The following is a 20,655-nucleotide window of genomic DNA, read 5'->3' on the forward strand; positions in this document are numbered from 1 at the left end:
CCGGCCCGTCGGAGCACCGGCCCGGGCGACGCGACGAGATCGGAGACCCGACGTTGAGCCTGCAGGACGCCCCGACCGGGACGCCGGCGCCGACGGTGAGCATCGTCACCCGCACCCGCGACCGCGCGGTCCTCTTCGAGCGGGCGCTGCGCTCGGTGCGCGACCAGACGTTCACCGACTACGAGCTCGTCGTCGTCGACGACGCCGGGCGTCCCGGCTCGGTGCAGGAGGTCCTCGACCGGGTCGAGGGGCTGCCGGCGGGCCGTGTCCGGATCGTGCGCAACGAGGAGTCCGGGGGCCGCGAGGCGGCGATGAACACCGGGGTGGGGGCCGCCACGGGCGAGCTGCTCGTCCTGCACGACGACGACGACTCCTGGCACCCCGGCTTCCTCGAGGCGACCGTCGCGCACCTGCGGGCCCACCCGGACCACCTCGGTGTCGCGACCCGCACCGAGCTCGTCGTCGAGCGGCTCGAGGACGGTGTCGTCGTCGAGCAGGACTCCGGGGTGCTCGCCCCGGAGCTCGCGGTCCTCGACCTCGCGCACATGGTCCACCGCAACTACGCCCCGCCCATCTCCTTCCTCTACCGGCGCGCCGTGCACGACGCCGTCGGCCCGTACGACGGCTCGCTGCCGGTCCTCGCGGACTGGGAGTTCATGCTGCGGCTGCTCGCGCACGGCCCGGCGGGCTTCCTGCCCGACACCCCCCTCGCCCGGTGGCACCACCGTCCCGACGACCACGCCGAGACCGGCAACAGCGTCATCACCGCGCAGCTGGAGCACCAGCGCTACGAGGTGCTCATCCGCGAGCGCTACCTGCGCGCCGCCGTCGCCTCCCAGCCGGCCGTCCTCGGGCTGCTGCTCGAGCTGGCCCGCCAGGAGGAGCAAGCGGGGGCGCAGGCCGACGGCCGCGCCGAGCTGCTGCGGGCCGAGGTCATCGCGATGGCGCAGTCGGTGCACGCCCGGCTCGACACCGGCCCCTCCAACGAGCCGCTGGGGTTGGTCCTGCAGCGGCTCGAGGCGGACCTCGTCACCCACGGCAACCGGGTCGCCGCCCGCTTCGACGCCCTCGAGCACCGCCTCGACGAGCTGCGCGCGCTGCAGGTCGCGAGCAGCACCCGGGCGCGCCTGTCGCGGGTCGCGCGCCTCGCCGCCCGCCTCGTCCCGGCCTCCGGCCGGCGCGGCTGAGCGCTCCTCCCCCGGCTCGGCAGGCGGGAGTTCACGGTCCGCGTCGGTACCATCGGGGACCGGCGGGCCTGCGGGCCGGTCAGACCGAGTCACCTGCCGGCCCAGGTCACCCCTGGTGAAGGAGCCTTTCCGCGTGCGCCGCATCGCCATCTACCTGTTCCACGACCGCGTGGGCCGCGTGGACGACTACGTCCCGTACAAGCTGCGGTCGCTGCGGCCCTTCGTCGAGGAGATCTTCGTCGTCTCCAACGGGCCGCTCACCCCCGAGGGCCGGGCGACCCTCGAGGAGGTCGCCGACACGGTGTGGGCGCGCGAGAACGTCGGGTTCGACGTCTGGGGCTACAAGGAGGCGCTCGAGCTCATCGGCCCCGAGCACCTGGCCACGTTCGACGAGCTGATCCTGCTCAACTACACGTTCTTCGGCCCCATCCACCCCTGGGGTCCCGTCCTCGAGCGGATGGACCGCGAGCAGGTCGACTTCTGGGGGCTGACCGCGCACGGCGAGGTCGACCCCAACCCGCACCCCGGGCAGGACGGGCCGCTGCCGGAGCACCTGCAGTCGCACTGGCTGGCCGTGCGCCGCCCGATGTTCACCTCGCTCGAGTGGCAGCAGTACTGGTCGACGATGCCGATGATCACGTCGTACGAGCAGTCGGTGCTCCTGCACGAGGCGCGCTTCACCGCCCACTTCGCCGCCAAGGGCTTCCGGTGGACGACGGCGTTCCCGACCGAGGACTACCCCTCGATCCACCCGATCTTCGACAACACCGTGCTCATGCTCGAGGACGGCTGCCCCATCATCAAGCGGCGGCTGTTCTTCCACGACCCGTGGTACCTCGAGCAGATGGCCATCATCGGCCGCCGGGTGATGGAGCACGTCGAGACGACCGGCTACCCGCCGGCGCTGATCTGGCGCAACATCGTCCGCTCCGCGGAGCCCCGCTCGCTCTACACGAACATGTCGCTGCTCTCGGTGCTGCCCGACGGCCCCGAGGGCCGGGCGCCGCAGGGCCTGCGGATCTGCCTCGTCGCGCACGTGTTCTACGAGGACCTGCTGCCCGAGATGGTCACCCGGATGGAGATGGTCCCGGGCGACCCGGACGTCGTCATCACCACCGACACGGACGCCAAGCGCGAGCGCTTCCTCGAGGTCCTCGGCGACCGCCCGGGCTGGGAGGTCCGGGTCCTGGAGTCCAACCGGGGCCGGGAGACCAGCGCCTTCCTCGTCGGCTGCCGCGACCTGCTCGAGCCGGGTCGCTACGACCTGGTCGGCAAGCTGCACTCGAAGAAGTCGGCCCAGGACGGCTTCATGCCGGGCCAGCTCTTCAAGCACCACATGTTCGACAACCTGCTCTCCTCACCGGGCTACGTCGGCGCCCTGCTCGACCTCTTCGCGCAGGACGAGACCCTCGGCATGGTCTTCCCGCCGGTCGTCAACATCAGCTACCCGACGATCGGCCACTCGTGGTTCACCAACCGCGAGAACGCCCGGGCCCTCGCCGACGAGCTCGGCATCGCGGCGCCGTTCGACGCCTCGACCCCCGTGGCGCCGTACGGCGGCATGTTCTGGTGCCGCCCGCAGGCGCTGGCGCCGCTGCTGCGCCGCGACTGGCGCTACGAGGACTTCCCCGACGAGTCCGGCTGGGGCGACGGCGGTCTCGCGCACGTCATCGAGCGGCTCTACGCCTACTCGGCGGCCGAGGCCGGCTTCCACACCCGGATGGTGCTCAACCACGACTGGGCCGAGATCAACTACGCCTTCCTCGAGTACAAGCTGCAGCTCGTGGCCAGCCGCCTGCCGGCCCGGCCGCTGGAGCAGATGAACTACCTCACCAACGTCACGACCGAGGGCCCGCTGTTGCTGCACCTGAAGAACGAGGTCGACCGCCGCTACCCGCGCCTCGGGCGCGGGGCGCGGCCCGCCTACCGGATCGCGCGCGGCGCGGCCCGGGCCGCGCGCACCCTGCGGTCGGGGCGGTGACGGCGTGAGCACGACCACCGCCACGACCGCCGGCTCCGCCACGAAGCCCGCCGCGCTGCACGGCCCGCTGTCCATCGCGCAGGCCTTCGACCCGCGGCGCAACAGCATCGGCTTCCTGCGCTGGTTCCTCGCGTTCGCGGTGATCTTCTCGCACGCGGGCCCGATCGCCGGGTTCTACGGCAGCAAGAACCTCGGGGTGCAGTGGTCGGACGAGCAGTCCTTCGGCGGCGTCGCCGTCTCCGGGTTCTTCTTCCTCAGCGGCTTCCTCATCAGCCGCAGCCGGCAGGGTCGCTCGACCGTCTTCCGGTACTTCTGGCGCCGCATCCTGCGCATCTTCCCCGCCTTCTGGGCCGCGCTGCTGCTCACCGCGTTCGTCTGGGCGCCGCTGGCCTGGTGGCACGTGCACCACACCCTGCGCGGCTACTTCTCGGCCCAGACCGAGTCCCCGCTCACCTACTTCTGGAACAACATGTTCCTCGAGCTGGGCCAGCGCAACCTCGCCGGGATGGGCAACGAGGTGCCGCTCGCGGTCTGCTGCGGGCGCGACTGGAACGGGTCGGCGTGGACGCTGGCCTACGAGTTCAAGGGCTACATCCTCATCGGCGTCCTCGGCCTCATCGGGTTCCTCGCGCACCGGTGGATCATCGCCACGCTCTTCGCGCTGATGATCGCGCTCAACACGGTGACCTTCCTCAACATCCCGGTGAAGGCCGCGGTGCTGCAGCCGCTGCTCAACGACTTCTTCCTCGTCATGCTGCTCACGCCGTTCGTCACCGGCATGCTCTTCTCGGCCTTCGCCGACAAGATCGTCGTCGACGACCGGGTCGCGGTCGGCGCGGCCGCGATCGCCTTCTACACGTACTTCGTCGCGTCCGGCTGGAACGTCTACGGCCAGTTCGCCTTCCTCTACGTGCTCATGTGGTGCGCGATCCGGCTGCCGCTGCGCAACTGGGAGCGGTACGGCGACATGTCGTACGGCATCTACATCTACGCGTGGCCGATCATGTACCTCGCGACCTTCTTCCACCTCGAGACGCGGGGCTGGCTGGCCTACCACCTCGGCGTCGTCGTCGCGTGCCACATCACCGCGTGGCTCAGCTGGCACCTGCTGGAGAAGCGGGCCCTCGCGCTGAAGAACTGGACCCCGGCGTGGATGGCCCTCGGCCTGCAGCGCCTCTCACCGGTGACCCAGCGGGCCCGCGCCACGCTGGTGGACCCGCGCTTCTCCTCCACCCCGTACGCCGCCCGGCTGCGGCACGAGGCGACCCTCGCCGGTGGCGACCTGGTCTCGCACGACCCCGCCTCGCGGGTGGCCCACGCCGGCACCACACCCGGGACCGCCACCCCGCCGCCGGCGACGCGCGCGCGCACCATCGGCCGGTGGACCGCCCTGTCCGGGCTCGCCGTCGTCCTCCTGCTCGCCGCCCTCGTCCTCCCCCGGGTGTACGACGCCCGCTACTCCCCCGCCGCCCGCGGCGTCGCCCCCGCGGCGGCGGCGGGCGCCTCGCCGTCCTCGAGCCTGGCCGCCGCCACCACCCCCGTGACCGCGACCACCGGCGACGGGGCGGATCTCGCCGGGCTCCCGGCGGCCGCCGCCCACGCGGCGCCGGACCCGGCCACGGTGGCGGCGTGGCAGCAGCACCAGGCCCAGTCGCAGGCCGTCGTCCAGGGCAAGGACGGGATGTCCTTCCTCGGCGAGGCCTACCTGCACAACGTCACCCAGGCCCTCGGCCTGCGCAGCTACTCCCCCGCCGAGGTGCAGCGCGCCGCGGCCTCGCTCGACGCGCAGTCGACCTGGCTGACCCGGCACGGGATCGCGTCCCAGTTCGTCGTCGCGCCCGCCAAGTGGGAGGTCTACCCCGAGGACCTGCCGGACTGGGCCTCCCCGCGCGGAGCGAGCATCCTCGACCAGCTCGTGGGCTACCGCCCCTCCGCGCTCGTCGACCTGCGCCCCGAGCTCGTCGCCGCGAAGGCGAGCGGCAAGCCCTTCTCGCTGAAGAACTCGCACTGGAGCGACTACGGCGCCTACGTCGCCTGGGCGGCGATGGCCCGGCACCTCACCGCCGCCTACCCCACCCTCGGACCGGTCGCCGTGCCCACCCTGAGCGGGACCACGACGCAGGACCTCGACAACGAGTTCACCGCCATCGACGGCGACAAGGGCCCCAACGACTGGCAGGTCCCGCAGTACGCCACCCCGCTGCGCACGCCCCGGCTGGTGGGGGCCGACGGTCGCGCGACCCCGCTCGCGGCCGGCACCCGGATCGACGTCGCCAACGCCCCGATGCACCTGGTGACGCCGTCGGCGCCCAACCGGAAGCGGCTGCTGGTGCTCGGTGACTCGACCGTCACCGCGGTCGCGCCGCTGCTGACCAACGCCTTCGCCGACGTCACCATCGTGCGGCACTACCTCGACCAGCCGGACAAGCAGCCGAGCCTGGCCGCCCTCGTCGCGCGGTACCACCCGCAGGTGGTGCTCACGCTGACGACGCAGCGCAACCTCGACGTCCCGCTCGGGCAGGACCTCGGCGCGCTCCAGGCCGGGCTGCAGTGGGACCGCACGACCGCCACCGGCGAGGCCCGGTGGACCGCCGGCGGGGCGGCCCCGACCGGCGGGCTCGCGGTCGACGGGTCCGCCGACGGCCGCGGCACCCGCACCGTCACGCTGCCCTCGGGCCCCGCGTCCGCCGGCGGCGTCGCCGCGCTCGACCTCACCGCGTCCGCCGGCGGCTCCGTCCGGCTGACCGGCACCACCGCGTCCGGCCCGTGGTCGACCACCGTGCGCGTGGCCCCCGGGACGACGTCGACCTGGGCGCTGCTGGCGGCCGGCCTCGAGGGCGGCCGCGTCACCCTCAGCGCCGGGTCCGGCTCGGGGGCCGACCAGACGCTCACCGCGCTCACGGTCAGGCCCCGAGCCGCGTCGTGAGCGCGGCGGCGCCCGCGTCCCGGAGGGACCGGGTCGTCCTCGGCGCCGGGCTCGTCATCGGCGTGGCCGTCCTCCTCGCGCGGCTGGCCCCCCGTCTGACCGACCCCGCCCTCTTCGCCGAGGACGGGACCGTCTTCTCGATCCAGGCCTGGGTCAGCGGGGCCCCGACCCTGTGGCGCCCCTACGCCGGCTACCTGCACCTCGTCCCGCGCCTCGTCGCGCTGGCCGCCTCGCCGCTGCCGTTCCACGCCCTGCCCGCGGTCTACACGTGGACCGCGACCGTGCTCACCGCGCTGGCCTTCCTGCCCGTGCTCAGCCCCCGGATCGCGGCGGTGCTCCCGTCCCCCGCCGCGCGCGCGACGGCGTACGTCGCCCTGTGCCTCACCCCCCACCTCGCCGAGGCCGGCGGGGTCGTCGCCTCGCTGATCTTCGTGCTGGGGACCACCCAGGTCCTGCTCGCGCTGCTCGCCCCACCGAGCGGCCCGCGCGCCCGGCTGGTGCACGTGGGCGAGGTGCTCGTCCTGCTCGCCTGCGTCCTCAGCGGACCGCTCGTGGCCTTCCTGTGGCCGCTCGTCGTGCGCCGCTGGTGGGTGCACCGCGCCCGCGGCGACCTCGTCCTGGTCGGGGTCGCGCTGGCCGGCGCGGTGGTGCAGGTGCTGGTCCTGCTCGCCTCGCCGCGGCAGGTGCGCGGGCACACCCCCGTCGTCGTGCCCGACGTGCTGCTGCGCCGGCTGGGGGCGGAGTGGGTCCTCGACCAGGCTGTGGTGGTGCGCGACGCGCACTCGCTCCCGCTCCTGGTCGCCGCCGGCCTCGTCCTGCTCGGCGTCCTCGTCGTCGCCGTCCTGCGCCTCGGGCTGCTCGGGCTCTGGCTGGGGCTGACCGCACTGCTCACCCCGGCCGCGGCGGTCGTCGCCTACGGCCCGGTCTACGCGCTCCCCGAGGCCGGCGACCGGCACCTGGTCCTGCCCGGCTGCCTCCTGCTCCTCCTGCTCGTCGCGGCGCTCCTCCCGCCCCCCGACCGCGTCCGGGCGACGCGGGGTCGCCGGCGCCGGTGGGCCACCCCCGCGCTCGCCGCGGTCCTGCTCCTCGCCGGGGCGCCGGGGCTCGTCGCCCACTTCGCGCTCTCGCCCCGACCGGTCGTGCCGACCGGGGCCCGCCTGGACGCCTTCGAGCGCTGCCTCGAGCAGCGCGCGCGGACCTGCAGGATCTCCTACAGCCCGCGCGGCTTCGTGCTCGTCGTGCGACCCCCGACGTCCTCGTAGACCTCCCACAGCCGCCGGGCCGTCGCGGTCCAGGTCAGCTCGGCGGCCCGGTCCGCCGCCCGGTGCAGCCGCTCCCGGGCCCCGGGACCGGGCTGGGTCGCCTCGGCCAGCGCCGCCGCCAGCGCCCCCTCGTCCTCGCGGGGCGCGACGAGCGCGCCGCCCGCCCCGACCTCGACGAGGGCGGGGTCGTCGCTGGTGACGACGGGGGCCCCGGCCGCGAAGGCCTCGACGACGGGCAGGCCGAAGCCCTCGGCCCGGCTCGGCATCACCACGACCGCCGCCCCCGCGTAGAGCGCCGCCAGGTCGGCGTCGTCGACGCGGCCGGTCACGAGGACCCGCGCCGCCACCCCGGCCCGCCGGGCCAGGTCGGCGACGTCGACGTCGCCCCAGCCGGCCGGACCGACGACGACGAGCGCGAGCCCACCCGTGTCCGGCCGGGCCAGCGCGGCGAGCAGCACGTCGAGGCCCTTGCGCGGCTCGGCGGTGCCGACGAAGAGGGCGTACCGCGTCGGCACGCCGCGGGCCGTCCGGCGGGCCGCCGCCTCGTCGGGCGGCAGCGGCGGCAGCGTGCTCACGCCGGGCAGGACCGGGACCACCTCGCCACGGGGCGCGAGCACCCGGCGGACCTGCTCGGCGACCGCGGCGGTCGGGGTGACGACGACGTCGGCGTGCGCGGCCGCCCGCTCCCCCATCCGGTGGTGGAAGGCGACCCCGCGCGGTGTCAGCGTCCCCGGGTGCGTCCACGGGACGACGTCGTGGCAGGTGACGACGAGCCCGACGCCCGGCACGGGCGGGGGCACGAGCAGCGTCGGGGCGTGCACGACCCCGGCGCGGGCGGCCCGCGGCCACGGGGAGCGCTCCCACAGCGGCGGCAGGAGGCGGGCGGGCACCGGGAGACGCCGTACGGGGACCTCGAGGTGCTCCCCCGGCGTGCCCTCCCGCGGGGCGAGGGCGCGCAGCGGCCGACCCTCGGCGGTCGCCGCGAGGGCCCGGACGAGCTCACGGGTGTAGCGGCCCGTGCCGCCGGGCACCCGGGCGGCCAGCTGGGCCGCGACGACGGTCACGGGGGTCGCCGTCCGGGCTGGGGACACCCTGCGCCTCCTCGTCTCGCCCGGCGCGGGTGTCGGGGCCCCGACCGCGGCGCGGGTATCGTGACTCTGCCACACGCGTGGCGCCGAGGACCCGCCCGACCCGGGGCCGGGACGCGCCGGGGCGCGAGGACGGCACGGACGGGAAGGACGAGCAACGGCATGAAGGTGGCCACCCTCGGACGGGCGACGCGCCGGTCCGGGCCGCAGACGTCGCTGCGCGGCGAGCTGGTCGCCCAGCTCGTGCGCAAGGACCTCAAGGTCAAGTACCAGGGCTCGACGCTCGGCTTCATGTGGTCGCTGGCCAACCCGCTGCTGACCCTCGTGGTCTACACGTTCGTCTTCACCGTCGTCTTCCCGTCGCGGGTGCCGAAGTTCGGCTTCTTCCTCATGTCCGGGCTGCTCATCTGGAACTTCTTCAGCCTCGGCGTGTCCGGGGCGGCCACCTCGATCCTCGGCAACGCCGGGCTGGTCAAGAAGGTCCCGTTCCCGCACTCGGCCCTGCCGCTCGCGGCGATCGGCTTCGCCGGCGTCCAGGTCGTCCTGCAGTACGTCGTGCTCATCATCGCCCTGAGCGTGGGCGGCATGGCCCCGCTGCGGCCCGAGCTGCTGCTGCTGGTCCCCGCGACGTTCGTGGCGCTCGTCTTCACCGTCGGGCTCGGGATGTTCGTCGCGGCGACGACGGTGCGGCTGCGCGACACCCAGCACATCCTCGAGGTGGCGCTCTTCGCGTGGCTCTACGTCACGCCGATCATCTACCAGGTCAGCCTCGTCCACGACCGCTTCGGCGGCGGCCTCGTGGAGAAGCTGTACTACCTCAACCCGATGACCGGCGTCGTCATCTCGTTCCAGCGCGCGCTCTACGGGCAGGTCTACTACCCGGGCACGGACAAGCTGCTGCTGGCCAGCGCCGACGACCTCTTCTACCTCAAGGCGCTCGCCGTCGGCTTCGTCGTCTCCGCCGTCGTCTTCCTCGTCGGCCGCTGGCAGTTCCGGCGGCTGTCGGCCGACTTCGCGGAGGAGCTGTGAGCACCTCGCCGACCGGTCAGGCGAACCCGGTCACGCCGGCGACGACCGTGCCCGCGCCCGTGGCCCCGCCGGACGACGCCGAGGTCCTCGTGCGCGCCACCGGGGTGAGCAAGCGCTTCGCCAGCTACTCGCGCCGGGCGACCTCGCTCAAGGAGCGCCTGGTCAAGCGCGAGCAGACCGAGGCGGCCGACTTCTGGGCCCTGCAGGGGATCGACCTGCAGGTGCGCCGCGGCGAGACGGTGGGCCTCATGGGCCCCAACGGGTCGGGCAAGAGCACCCTGCTCAAGGTCCTCTCCGGCATCCTGCGCCCGACCGCGGGCGAGGTGCAGGTGACCGGGCGGGTGGCGTCGCTGCTCGAGCTCGGCGCCGGCTTCGACGGCGAGCTGACCGGCCGCGAGAACATCTACCTCAACGCCTCGCTGCTCGGCATCTCCCGGGCGGAGACCGACCGGCTCTTCGACGAGATCGTCGAGTTCAGCGAGCTCGGCGAGTTCATCGAGTTCCCGGTCAAGCACTACTCGTCGGGGATGTACGTGCGGCTCGGCTTCGCCGTCGCCGTGCACATCGACCCCGACATCCTCATCATCGACGAGGTCCTGGCCGTCGGTGACGCCGCCTTCCAGCAGAAGTGCCTCACCCGGATCGCCGACTTCCAGAAGGCCGGCAAGACGATCCTCTTCGTCTCGCACAGCTCCTCGCTCGTGGAGGAGCTGTGCACCCGCGCGGTGCTGCTCAGCCACGGTCACGTGCTCTTCGACGGCCGCCCGGGCGAGAGCACCACCCGTCTCAACGCGCTGCTCGGCATCGACCGGCTCGAGAGCGAGAAGGACGGTCTGGTCACGATCGCGTCGATGGACGTGCGCGACCCCTCGAGCGGCGAGTCGCTCGAGACCTTCGCGTGCGGCGCCTCGGTCGAGGTGCACGCCGAGATCGAGTGGCACCAGCCGCTCGCCGCCGGCGCCGACCTGTCGCTGCACCTCACGGCGCCCGGCATCCCGGACCCGGTGGTCGTCATCGAGCCGGACTGGACGCCGGTCCCCCGCGAGCAGCTGGACGCCGGCCGCACGACGATCCGCTGGGTCGTCGAGGCGCTGCCCGACCTGCCCGGTGACTACTCGCTCGTGCTGGCCGTCTTCAGCCAGGAGATCCTCGTCGGCCACGGCCGCATCGGCGGGATCCGCCTCGAGGGCGCCACCGCCCGCACGGTGCCGGGCCGGCTGGTCTACGGCGAGCCGGGGGCGCGCCCGAGCGCGACCTCGTAGGCGCGCAGCGTCGCCCGCGCCGTCGCCTCCCACGTGAAGCGCGCAGCCCGCTCGCGCCGGGTCCCCGGGTCGCCGACGGGATCGCGCAGCGCCCGCTCCAGGGCGTCCGCCCACGCCTCGACGTCACCCGCGTCGCCGTACGCCGCCGCGTCGCCGAGCACCTCGCGGGTGACCGGCAGGTCGGAGGCGAGCACGGGGACCCCGCACGCGAGGGCCTCCAGCGGCGGCAGGCCGAAGCCCTCGTCGAGCGAGGGGAAGGCGAGCAGGGTCGCGCCGGCGACGAGCGCGCGCAGGTCGGCGTCGTCGAGGTGGCCGGTCAGCCGCACCCGGTCCTCGGGCGTCAGCGCCAGGCTCTCCCCCCAGCCCTCGCCGCCGACGAGGACCAGCGGCGGCACGTCCTCGCGGCGGGCCGAGAGCAGCCGGTGCGCCGCGACGAGGGTGGCGAGGTTCTTGCGCGGCTCGAGGGTGCCCACCGCGAGCAGGTACTCGCCCGGCAGGTCGAGGCGGCGCGCCACCTCGGGGTCCGGCTGCGCGCGGTGCCAGACCGGGTCGACGCCCAGCGGCGTGACGTGCACCCGGTCGGGGTCGACGCGGTAGGCGTCGAGAACCTGCTCGCGGACGGCGGCGCTCGGGGTGCAGACCGCCCCGGCCCGGGCGATCCCGAGCGGGACGAGCTCGCGGTAGGCCAGGGAGGCCGCGGCGACGGTGGAGCGGTGCCGCAGGTAGGCCAGGTCGTGCACCGTGAGGACGCCGGCCGCGCGGCGGGCCGGCGGCAGGACGAAGTTCGTCGCGTGGAAGACGTCGAGCGGTCCGGTGAGCAGCTCGACCGGGACGGCGCCGGCGGGGCCCCAGGCGCGCCGCAGCAGCCGGGCCGGCACCGGCCGCGAGCGCACCGGCACGCCGTCGGGCAGCCGCGCCGGCAGCGCCCCGGCGCCGCGGACGGTGAAGGCGGTCGCGACGAGCGACGGCGCCTCGCCCGTCGGCAGCGCGGCGAGGGCGTGGACGAGCCGGTGCACGTAGGTGCCGACCCCGGTGAGGCGCCCGACGAGCGGCGTCGCGTCGAGCCCGACGGTGGGGCTGACGGTGGGGCCGGTCACGACTCCTGCCCCCACTCGCGGGCGGGGACGCCGCGCCACTCGCGCAGCACGGCCCGGCGCGAGCGCGTGCGCGGGGCGTCGCGGCGGTCGGCGAGGACCGCGGGCAGCCGGCGGGCGAGGCCGGCGAGGACGGCGAGCCGCAGCCGCGGGTCGTGCACCGCCGCCGTCGAGGCGGTGGCCGGTCGCAGGCGTCGTACGGCGAGGCTGGCGGTGGTGACGACGAACCGGACGAGCACGCGCGCCGCGAAGCCGGCCGGCGCCTCGGCGGCGACCATGAGCAGCCGGTTGCGCTCGGTGTGCACGGCGAACATCCGCGACGCCGGGTCCGAGCTCGCCGCGTGCCGGTGCCGCACGACGGCGTCCGGGGCGTAGCCGATCCGCCACCCGGCCAGCCGCAGCCGCCAGGACAGGTCGGTGTCCTCGTAGTACATGAACCAGTCGCGGAACCCGCCCACCGCGCCCGCGGCGAGCGTCCGCAGCACGGCGGCGCCGCCGGAGAAGCCGAACACCTCGACCGGCCGGTCGTACGGCGCCCCGTCGGGCTCACCCAGGCCGCGGTCGGCGCCGTAGCCGTCGCGCAGGAGGACGACGCCGGCGTTGTTGACGACCGCGCCCCCGGGGGCGTCGAGCAGCATCCGCGCGGTGACCGCGGCCAGGTCGTCGCGGGCCTCGAGCACCCGCAGCGACGCCGCGAGCCAGCCGGGGTCGGCGACCGCGTCGTCGTTGAGGACGGCCACCCAGCGGGTGGTGACGCGGGGCAGGGCGACGGCCATCGCGCCGGCGTAGCCGGCGTTGGTGGGCAGGCGCAGGACCTCGTCGGGGTGCGTCTGCTCCTCGAGCACCTGCGCGGTGCCGTCGTCCGAGCCGTTGTCGACGACGAGCAGGCGCGCCGGACGGGTCTGCGCGCGGACCGAGGCCAGGCACCGGGGCAGCAGCTCGCGCTGGCGCCAGGTGACGACGACGACCGTGACGTCCGGTCGGGCGTCCGGTCGGGCGTCGGGTCCGCTCACGCGGACGGGCCGCCGACGACGTCGTGGACCGCCCGGGCCAGGGCGTCGTCCCAGCGCGGCAGCAGCGGCAGGCCCTCGCGGCGCCACCGGTCGTGCCCGAGGACGCTGTAGGCGGGGCGGGGGGCGGGCGTCGGGTACTGGTCGGTGCCGACCGGCCGGACCCGGTCGGGGTCGTGGCCGAGCAGCCGGAAGACCTCGCGGGCGAGGTCGTACCAGGTCGCCTCCCCCGTGCTCGTGCCGTGGTAGATCCCGGGCGCCGCGTCCTCGCGGACGAGCGCGACGACGGCGTCGGCGAGGTCGGCGGTCCAGGTCGGCTGGCCGCGCTGGTCGTCGACGACGTTGACCGTGTCGCGCTCGGTGGCCAGGCGGGCCATGGTGCGCACGAAGCTGGATCCGCCGGCGCCGTACAGCCACGCGGTCCGCACGATGTGGTGGCGCGGGGCGAGCGCGGCGACGGCCCACTCGCCGGCCGCCTTGGTGCGCCCGTAGGCCGAGCGCGGGGCGGGCGGCGCGTCCTCGGCGTAGGGGGTGTCGGCGAGGCCGTCGAAGACGTAGTCGGTCGAGACGTGGACGAGCCGGGCGTCGACGGCGGCGACGGCGCGCGCCACGTTGGCGGCTCCGACGGCGTTGACGGCGAAGGCCTGCGGCTCGGCGTCCTCGGCGGCGTCGACCTGGGTCCAGGCGGCGGTGTTGACGACGAGGTCTCCGGCGCCGACGGCGTCGGCGACGACCCGGGTGCACGCCGCGGGGTCGGTGACGTCGAGACCGGCGCGGTCGACGGCGGTCACCGTCCAGCCCGCCGTCCGACACGCTTCGACGACGTCACGGGCCAGCATCCCGCCGCCTCCGGTCACGAGCACCCGCATGGGGCCCAAGGCTAGCGGTCGCCGTACGGCGTCCCGACGGCGTCCCGACGGCGTCCCGACGGCGTCCTCGGCGCGCGGCGTCAGCGACCGGTGGGGCTGCTGGTTCTCGTGATGCCGATCCGCCCGGTCCGACCTACCCTCGGACGGTGCCCGTCGGCCAGGGCCCGGGCGCACCCCACACGCCCACACCCCTGCCCGGAGGCTCCGATGCCGACCGTCCCTCGTCCCCACCCGAGCGGCCGGCCCGCGGCCGGACCCCGTGCCCGCCGCCCCTGGTGGGTGCACCTGCTCGCCGGCCTGGTCGGCGCGGCGCTCGTCGCCCTGCCCACCGCGCTGCCCGTCATCACGCCCGTGTGGGCGGCGCCGCACCCCGTCGCCCCGCACGTGACCCGGGTCGACCTGGCGGGCGTCGACGCCGCCGCCCTCGCCGCGGCCCCGGCCGCCCTGGCGCCCCGCGCGCTGCTCGCGGCCGACCGGACGCCGGCGGGCGCGCCGGGTGCGTCGGGCTCGGGTGCTGCCGCACCGGCCGTCACTGCACGGGCCGCGGCGGGTGACGTCCCGGCCGTCTTCACCGGCACGCTGTCGACGCCGCGCTTCACCGCGGCCGGGGTCACCTGGTCCGCGACCGGCGCCCCGGCCGACGTCGTGGTCCAGGTGCGGGTCAAGGAGCGGTCGGGCTGGAGCGGGTGGACGCGGCTGGCCGTCGCCGGCGGCCCCGACGCGGGCAGCGCCGACGCGCGGCGCGCGGCCGGCCGGCGGTCGACGGAGCCGGTGAGCACGGCCGGGGCGACCGGCGTCCAGGTGCGGGTCGACAGCCCCGACGGCACCACGCCGCGGGGCCTGCAGCTGGTGTACGTCGACCCCGGCACGTCCGCCGCCGACGCGAACCCGTCCGGCCGGCCGGCCGCGAGCGCCCAGGGGGCCGCGGTCGGGTCCCGCCCGACGATCATCACGCGGGCGCAGTGGGGGGCCGACGAGAGCCTGCGCGACTGCGACCCGACGTACGCGCCGACGGTCCGGGTCGCCTTCGTGCACCACACCGTGACGACCAACTCCTACGCACCCGGCGACTCGGCGGGGATCATCCGCGGCATCTACGCCTTCCACGTGCAGGGCAACGGCTGGTGCGACCTGGGGTACAACGTCGTCGTCGACAAGTACGGGCAGGTGTTCGAGGGCCGCGCGGGAGGGGTGGATCGGCCGGTCCTCGGGGCGCACACCCTGGCCTTCAACTGGGACAGCTTCGGGGTCGCCGCCCTCGGGGACTACTCGGCGGCGAGCCCGTCCTCGGCGATGCTGGGCTCGATCTCGTCCGTCGTCGGCTGGAAGCTCGGCCTCTACGGGCGCAACCCCGGCGGGCAGGACCGGCTGACCTCGGCCGGCGGCGACGGGGCGAGGTGGCCGGCGGGGACCGTCATCACCTTCAACGTCGTCTCCGGGCACCGCGACGCCTGGTCCACCGACTGCCCCGGCGCCCGCCTGTACGGCGCGCTGGCCTCGATCCGGCAGAGCGCCTACGCCCGGCTCGTGTCGACGACGCGCACCGTCGACGACCTCTACGCCGTCTGGGGCACGACCCAGTGGCCGCCGAGCGGCCGCACCGAGCTGCACGTGCAGAGCGGCGCCAGCGGCTTCGCGGCGCGGGCCGCCGACGTCACGACCAAGTGGGGCACGGGCAACCCCGCCCAGTGGCGCTACTTCATCGGCTCGCGCAGCGGCGACACCCGACCCGACCTCATCGGGGTGCAGACGGCCGGGACGCGCTCCGGCCGGCTCGAGGTGCACGAGGCCAGCTGGGCCAGCGGCTACCAGGACACCGACACCGTGACGGCCACCCCGTTCGCGGCCGGCGCGCAGGCGCAGGTCGCGGTCGGCGGGCCGGGCGGCGGCAACCTCTACGTCGTCTACCCCAACCGGTCGACCGGCCGGGTCGAGATCCACGGGCTGTCGGCCTCCAGCGGGTGGAACCAGTGGGTGCTGCACTCCTCGACCGTCGTCCCGGCGGGCTACTTCGCGTCCACGACCCGGTTCCTCGTGTCCGACAACGGCGACCTGTACGTCGTCCTGCACGGCTCGACCGGGTCGGGGCGCAGCGAGATCCACGTCGCCTCCGCGGTCAGCGGCTACGCCGCCTGGAGCCTGCACGTGGCGACGACGTTCGAGCCGACGTCGGACACCTCGAGCCGCTGGGTCCTCGGCTCGGGCGCCCGGCCGGACGTCTACTGGGTGCCGCTGACCGGCACGTCGTCGGGGCGCGCCGAGGTCTGGCGGCTGAGCGCGGCGGCGTCGTACCGCTCGGCGGGGCGCTACGTCACCTCGCTCCCGACGCTGGCGTTCCCCGCCGCGCAGATCGGGGTGGGCTGAGCGGTCGGCCGCCGCCGCTAGGGTGGCGCCCCATGAAGGGAATCATCCTGGCCGGCGGCTCCGGCACCCGCCTGCACCCCATCACGCGGGGCATCAGCAAGCAGATCATGCCGGTCTACGACAAGCCGATGATCTACTACCCGCTGTCGACGCTGATGATGGCGGGCATCCGCGAGATCCTCGTCATCACGACCCCGCAGGACGTCGAGCAGTTCCAGCGGCTGCTCGGCGACGGGCGCTCGTGGGGCATCGAGCTGTCGTACGCCGTCCAGCCCAGCCCGGACGGTCTGGCGCAGGCCTTCATCATCGGCGCCGACTTCATCGGTGACGAGTCGGTCGCCCTCGTCCTCGGCGACAACATCTTCTACGGCATCGGCCTCGGCACCTCGCTGCGGCGCAACGCCGACCTCGTCGGCGGCAAGGTCTTCGCCTACCACGTCACCGACCCGACGGCGTACGGCGTCGTCGAGTTCGACGACGACGGCACGGTCCTCTCGATCGAGGAGAAGCCGGCGCGGCCGAAGTCGAGCTACGCCGTGCCGGGTCTGTACTTCTACGACAACGACGTCGTGCAGATCGCGCGTGAGCTGGAGCCCAGCCCGCGTGGCGAGCTGGAGATCACCGGCGTGAACGACGCCTACCTGCAGCGCGGGTCGCTGTCGGTCGACGTGCTGCCGCGCGGCACGGCGTGGTTCGACACCGGCACCTTCCAGGGGCTGCTCGAGGCGAGCCAGTTCGTCCACGTCGTCGAGGCCCGCCAGGGGCACAAGATCGGGTGCGTCGAGGAGGTGGCCTGGCGCAACGGCTGGCTCACCGACGAGGAGTTCGACGCGCTGGCCGAGCCGCTGGTCAAGAGCGGGTACGGCGCGTACATGAAGGGTCTGCTGCTCGAGGGGAAGGGACGCTGATGGACATCCGGCCGCTGTCGATCGAGGGGGCGTGGGTCGTCACGCCGCGCCAGTTCCCCGACCCCCGTGGGGTGTTCGCGGAGGGCTTCCGCGCCGACCACCTCGCCGAGGCCATCGGGCACACGATGACCGTCAAGCAGACCAACCTCTCGGTCTCCGTCGCGGGCGCCGTGCGCGGCATCCACTACAGCGACGTGCCGCCGTCGCAGGCGAAGTACGTGCAGGCCATGAGCGGCGCGTTCCTCGACGTCGTCGTCGACATCCGGGTCGGCTCGCCGACCTTCGGGCAGCACGAGGTCGTCCACCTCGACACCGTCGACCGCCGCGCGGTCTACCTGTCCGAGGGCCTCGGCCACGCGCTGGTCTGCCTCGAGGACGGGATGTGCGTCTACCTCTGCTCGGAGGTCTACGCCCCCACCCGCGAGCGCGGCATCACCCCGACCGACCCGCAGATCGCCCTCGCGCTCCCCGACGGTCTCGAGGCGATCCTGTCCGAGAAGGACACCGCCGCCCCGACCCTCGCGCAGGCGCAGGAGCAGGGCCTGCTGCCGTCGTACGACGACTGCGTCGCCTACCGCCGCTCCCTCGCCTGACCGACCCGCCCGGACATTATCGGGTGACCCGATAACGTCAGGCTCCGCCGGAGAACCGTTGTCCGGCGGAGCCTGACGTTATCGGGTCACCCGATAATGTCCGCGCCCTGCACCTCGTCGATCCAGGCGCACAGCTCCTCGAGACCCTCCGGGAGCTCGACGGACGGGGACCAGCCCAGCTCGTCGTGGGCGCGGGTGACGTCGGCCCAGGCGGCGCGGACGTCGCCGTCGCGGAACCGCCCGGTCACCTGCGGCGGCGGGGCGTCGTACCGGGCGGCGACCCGGCGCGCCAGGTCGTGGATGCTCGTCGCGGTGCCGGACCCGATGTCGACGGCCCCCGCCGGTACGGCGTCCTGCGTCACGGCCGCGAGGAGCGCCCGTGCGACGTCGCCGACGTGGACGAAGTCGCGCAGGATGGCGCCGTCCTCGTAGACCGGGATCGCCTCGCCAGCGCGCGCGAGGCGCGCGAAGAGCGGGACGATCCCCGTGTAGGGGTTGCTCAGCGACTGGCCCGCACCGTAGACGTTCTGCAGCCGCAGCACGACCGGCTCGACGCCGACGGCGAGCGCCCAGGCCCGCAGGACGTGCTCCTGCGCGAGCTTCGTCGCGCCGTACACGCTCGTCGGGGCCGGGACCATCCGCGGGTCGCCGGCGGGCAGCGGCCGAAGGCCCTCGGGCTGCCACCGCCCCGCCTCGAGCACGGCGTGCGAGCGCTGCCCGGGCTGGACCGCCTGCCCGTCGGCGCCGACCCAGGTGCCCTCGCCGTAGACGGCGCGGCTCGAGGCGAGGACGACGCGGCGCGGGAGGACCTCGTGCCGCACCAGCGCGTCGAGCATCGTCGTCGTGCCGACGACGTTGACGTGGGCGTGCCGGGTCGACTCGGTGAGCGACTGCGCGGTCCCGGTCTCGGCGGCGAGGTGGACGACGACGTCGGGCCGCAGCCGCTCGAGCAGCCGGTCCCACGTGGCCGCGTCGGTGACGTCGGCGACCTCGAGCCGGGCCCGCTCGTCGAGGGCGGCCGGACGCTCCCGCCGCTCGTGGACCTGCGGGTGCAGGACGTCGACCGCGACGACGTCGTACCCCGCGTCGGCCAGCGGCCCGGACAGGGCGCACCCGATGAACCCGGCCCCGCCGGTGACCACGCACGACCCCGCCGACTGCACCATGGCGCCAACCTAGCGTCCGGGGGCGACCCGAATCGGATCCGGCCCGCTCGGCTCGGGTCGTGACCCGAGCCGAGCGGACAGAATCCGATTCGCGACCCTCACACGGCCGAGGTCACCGCCGCCGCGACCGCCGGCGCCACCCGCGGGTCGAACACGCTCGGCACGACGTGGTCGGGCGTGGGCCGCTCGACGAGGCCCGCGATGGCGTGCGCGGCCGCCAGCTTCATCGCCTCCGTGATGGCGGGGGCCCCGCTGTCCAACGCCCCCCGGAAGATTCCCGGGAAGGCGAGCACGTTGTTGATCTGGTTGGGGAAGTCGGAGCGTCCCGTCGCCACGACGCGAGCGTGGCGGTGCGCGACCTCGGGGTGCACCTCGGGGTCGGGGTTGGCGAGCGCGAAGATCATCGCGTCCGGCGACATCCGCGTCAGGTACGCCTCGGGCACCGTCCCGCCCGACACCCCGACGTACACGTCGGCCCCGTCGAGCGCCTGCTCGATCCCGCCGGCCACACCGCGCGGGTTGGTCAGCCGCACCAGCTCGGCCTTGTGCTCGGCCAGGTCCTCGCGGCCCGCGTGGAGCGTGCCGCGGCTGTCCGTGACGACGACGTCGCGCACGCCGGCGAGCAGCAGGATCTTCGCGACGGCCACCCCCGCGGCCCCCGCCCCGGCGACGACGACGCGCAGCGACGCGAGCTCGCGCCCGACGACGCGGGCGGCGTTGAGCAGCCCGGCCAGCGTGACGATCGCGGTGCCGTGCTGGTCGTCGTGGAAGACGGGGATGTCGAGCCGCTCCTTCAGCCGCCGCTCGATCTCGAAGCACCGCGGCGCCGAGATGTCCTCGAGGTTGATCCCGCCGTACGTCGGCGCGACCCGCGCCACCGCCTCGACGAGCTCCTCCACCGTCCCGCTCTCCATGCACAGCGGCACGGCGTCGACGCCGGCGAAGTGCTTGAACAGCACGGCTTTGCCCTCCATCACCGGCATCGCCGCGAGCGGGCCGATGTCGCCGAGCCCGAGGACGGCGGTCCCGTCGCTGACGACGGCGACGGTGTTGCGCCGGGAGGTGTAGGTCTGCGCGAGCTTCGGGTCGGCCGCGATGGCCAGCGACACCTTGGCCACGCCCGGCGTGTAGAGCAGCGACAGGTCGTGGGCGTCGCGCAGCGGCTGGGTCGCGACCCCGGCGAGCTTGCCGCCGAGGTGGGCGCGGAAGACGGGGTCGGCGGGGTCGACGAGCGGGGTGGGGATGGTGGGGTCGGCGGACGGCACGATGAGCACCCTTCACGGGTCGGGGGCGCCGCCCGAGGACGGGCGGCGCGGGGGCGGAGCGGCACACGCATGGGTGTCTGCAGTTCGCAGGCCGAGGTGGTGGCCACGTCAACGCGGGGACGGCCGACGGGCTGGTGGGCCCTGGCCGTTGGGGCTCATGGTGCCACGGGCGGGCACCGCGGCACGAGGCCCCGCGCCGCAGTGTGACGCGGCTCGCTCCCCCCGCGTGGCCCGCGCCCGGACCAGAATGGCCCGATGAGGTCGCTGCGGGTCGGGGTCGTGCGGGTCACCGGGCGCTCGATGGAGCCGAGCCTGCACGAGGGCGACCGCCTCGTCGTCCTGTACGGCGCCCCGCCGGTCCGCGGCCGGCTCGCGGTGGTGCGTCTGCCCGACGGCCCCGACGGCCCGCGCCCCGTGTCGGTGAAGCGGGTCACCGGGCGGGCTCCCGGCGAGCCAGGGTCCTGGTGGGTCGAGCGGGACAACCACGCCGAGGGCCTCGACTCGTGGACCGTCGGCGGGATCCCCCGCAGCGACGTGCTCGGCGTCGTCGTGGGCCGGGTGCCGGACCGCCTCGTGCGGCTCGCCGCCCCCCGGGTCACCCCCCGTGTCCGCGGCGGACGTCGGGGGTAGGTTGGCGAGGACAGCGCTGCC

General features: G+C 74.9%; 16 protein-coding genes. 10 read left to right on the forward strand and 6 right to left on the reverse strand.

Annotation, left to right across the window (positions count from 1 at the left end; translation table 11 throughout):
• Window positions 1-53 precede the first annotated feature (53 nt).
• The 4 genes from FB458_RS01520 (at window position 54) to FB458_RS01535 (ending at window position 7,356) form a co-directional block, all read left to right on the forward strand.
• Window positions 54-1,187: a glycosyltransferase family 2 protein gene (locus FB458_RS01520; RefSeq protein ID WP_170185533.1), complete on the forward strand. Its 1,134-nt coding sequence runs from the start codon at window positions 54-56 to the stop codon at window positions 1,185-1,187.
• Between the two features lie 133 nt (window positions 1,188-1,320).
• Entirely contained in the window at window positions 1,321-3,168 is a 1,848-nt protein-coding gene (locus FB458_RS01525; protein ID WP_141846161.1) for a rhamnan synthesis F family protein, read from the forward strand.
• A gap of 4 nt (window positions 3,169-3,172) precedes the next feature.
• Window positions 3,173-6,094, forward strand: a complete 2,922-nt coding sequence (locus FB458_RS01530; protein WP_141846163.1) for an acyltransferase family protein — start codon at window positions 3,173-3,175, stop codon at window positions 6,092-6,094.
• Window positions 6,091-7,356 carry a hypothetical protein gene (locus FB458_RS01535; RefSeq protein WP_141846165.1) on the forward strand — a complete coding sequence of 422 codons (1,266 nt, stop codon included), beginning with the start codon at window positions 6,091-6,093 and terminating at the stop codon, window positions 7,354-7,356. Before FB458_RS01530 ends, FB458_RS01535 begins: the two co-directional genes overlap by 4 nt.
• Here the strand turns inward: FB458_RS01535 and FB458_RS01540 are convergent.
• On the reverse strand, window positions 7,305-8,447 hold the full coding sequence (locus FB458_RS01540) for a glycosyltransferase family 4 protein (RefSeq protein ID WP_211355896.1): 1,143 nt from the start codon (window positions 8,445-8,447) through the stop codon (window positions 7,305-7,307). The two genes, FB458_RS01535 and FB458_RS01540, sit on opposite strands and share 52 nt — an antisense overlap.
• Window positions 8,448-8,606: 159 nt before the next feature.
• Between FB458_RS01540 and FB458_RS01545 the strand changes: the two genes are divergently transcribed.
• Together FB458_RS01545 and FB458_RS21535 are read left to right on the forward strand one after the other, a co-directional pair.
• On the forward strand, window positions 8,607-9,473 hold the full coding sequence (locus tag FB458_RS01545) for an ABC transporter permease (RefSeq protein ID WP_141846167.1): 867 nt from the start codon (window positions 8,607-8,609) through the stop codon (window positions 9,471-9,473).
• Window positions 9,470-10,735, forward strand: a complete 1,266-nt coding sequence (locus tag FB458_RS21535; protein WP_246061009.1) for an ABC transporter ATP-binding protein — start codon at window positions 9,470-9,472, stop codon at window positions 10,733-10,735. The genes FB458_RS01545 and FB458_RS21535 overlap by 4 nt, the downstream gene beginning before the upstream one ends.
• On the opposite strand, the gene FB458_RS01555 is transcribed toward FB458_RS21535, so the two are convergent.
• Genes FB458_RS01555 through rfbD form a run of 3 tightly spaced genes read right to left on the reverse strand, consistent with a single transcriptional unit; the run spans window position 10,696 to window position 13,708 of the window.
• Window positions 10,696-11,832, reverse strand: coding sequence for a glycosyltransferase family 4 protein (locus FB458_RS01555; protein WP_141846169.1), 1,137 nt, complete (start codon window positions 11,830-11,832; stop codon window positions 10,696-10,698). The genes FB458_RS21535 and FB458_RS01555 overlap by 40 nt on opposite strands.
• Window positions 11,829-12,842 carry a glycosyltransferase family 2 protein gene (locus FB458_RS01560; protein ID WP_170185534.1) on the reverse strand — a complete coding sequence of 338 codons (1,014 nt, stop codon included), beginning with the start codon at window positions 12,840-12,842 and terminating at the stop codon, window positions 11,829-11,831. Before FB458_RS01560 ends, FB458_RS01555 begins: the two co-directional genes overlap by 4 nt.
• Window positions 12,839-13,708: a dTDP-4-dehydrorhamnose reductase gene (rfbD, locus tag FB458_RS01565; protein WP_211355897.1), complete on the reverse strand. Its 870-nt coding sequence runs from the start codon at window positions 13,706-13,708 to the stop codon at window positions 12,839-12,841. Before rfbD ends, FB458_RS01560 begins: the two co-directional genes overlap by 4 nt.
• A gap of 207 nt (window positions 13,709-13,915) precedes the next feature.
• Here rfbD and FB458_RS01570 point away from each other — a divergent pair, with 207 nt between their 5' ends.
• The 3 genes from FB458_RS01570 to FB458_RS01580 are packed head-to-tail and all read left to right on the forward strand — an operon-like array spanning window position 13,916 to window position 17,573.
• Window positions 13,916-16,072, forward strand: coding sequence for an N-acetylmuramoyl-L-alanine amidase (locus FB458_RS01570; RefSeq protein WP_141846176.1), 2,157 nt, complete (start codon window positions 13,916-13,918; stop codon window positions 16,070-16,072).
• Between the two features lie 32 nt (window positions 16,073-16,104).
• Window positions 16,105-16,980 (forward strand): glucose-1-phosphate thymidylyltransferase RfbA, encoded by an 876-nt coding sequence (rfbA, locus tag FB458_RS01575; protein WP_141846178.1) that lies wholly within the window; start codon window positions 16,105-16,107, stop codon window positions 16,978-16,980.
• Complete coding sequence (locus FB458_RS01580; RefSeq protein ID WP_211355898.1) at window positions 16,980-17,573, forward strand: dTDP-4-dehydrorhamnose 3,5-epimerase family protein; 594 nt, start codon at window positions 16,980-16,982, stop codon at window positions 17,571-17,573. Before rfbA ends, FB458_RS01580 begins: the two co-directional genes overlap by 1 nt.
• An 86-nt stretch (window positions 17,574-17,659) precedes the next feature.
• Here FB458_RS01580 and FB458_RS01585 read toward each other — a convergent pair whose 3' ends face one another.
• Both FB458_RS01585 and FB458_RS01590 read right to left on the reverse strand, forming a co-directional pair.
• Window positions 17,660-18,739, reverse strand: a complete 1,080-nt coding sequence (locus tag FB458_RS01585; protein WP_141846180.1) for an NAD-dependent epimerase/dehydratase family protein — start codon at window positions 18,737-18,739, stop codon at window positions 17,660-17,662.
• A gap of 98 nt (window positions 18,740-18,837) precedes the next feature.
• On the reverse strand, window positions 18,838-20,004 hold the full coding sequence (locus FB458_RS01590) for an NAD(P)-dependent malic enzyme (protein ID WP_246061010.1): 1,167 nt from the start codon (window positions 20,002-20,004) through the stop codon (window positions 18,838-18,840).
• A 255-nt stretch (window positions 20,005-20,259) separates the two neighbouring features.
• Here FB458_RS01590 and FB458_RS01595 point away from each other — a divergent pair, with 255 nt between their 5' ends.
• Window positions 20,260-20,634, forward strand: coding sequence for a S26 family signal peptidase (locus tag FB458_RS01595; RefSeq protein WP_141846182.1), 375 nt, complete (start codon window positions 20,260-20,262; stop codon window positions 20,632-20,634).
• The last annotated feature ends 21 nt before the right edge of the window (window positions 20,635-20,655 follow it).

Source organism: Lapillicoccus jejuensis (assembly GCF_006715055.1).
Taxonomy (GTDB): Bacteria; Actinomycetota; Actinomycetes; order Actinomycetales; family Dermatophilaceae; genus Lapillicoccus; species Lapillicoccus jejuensis.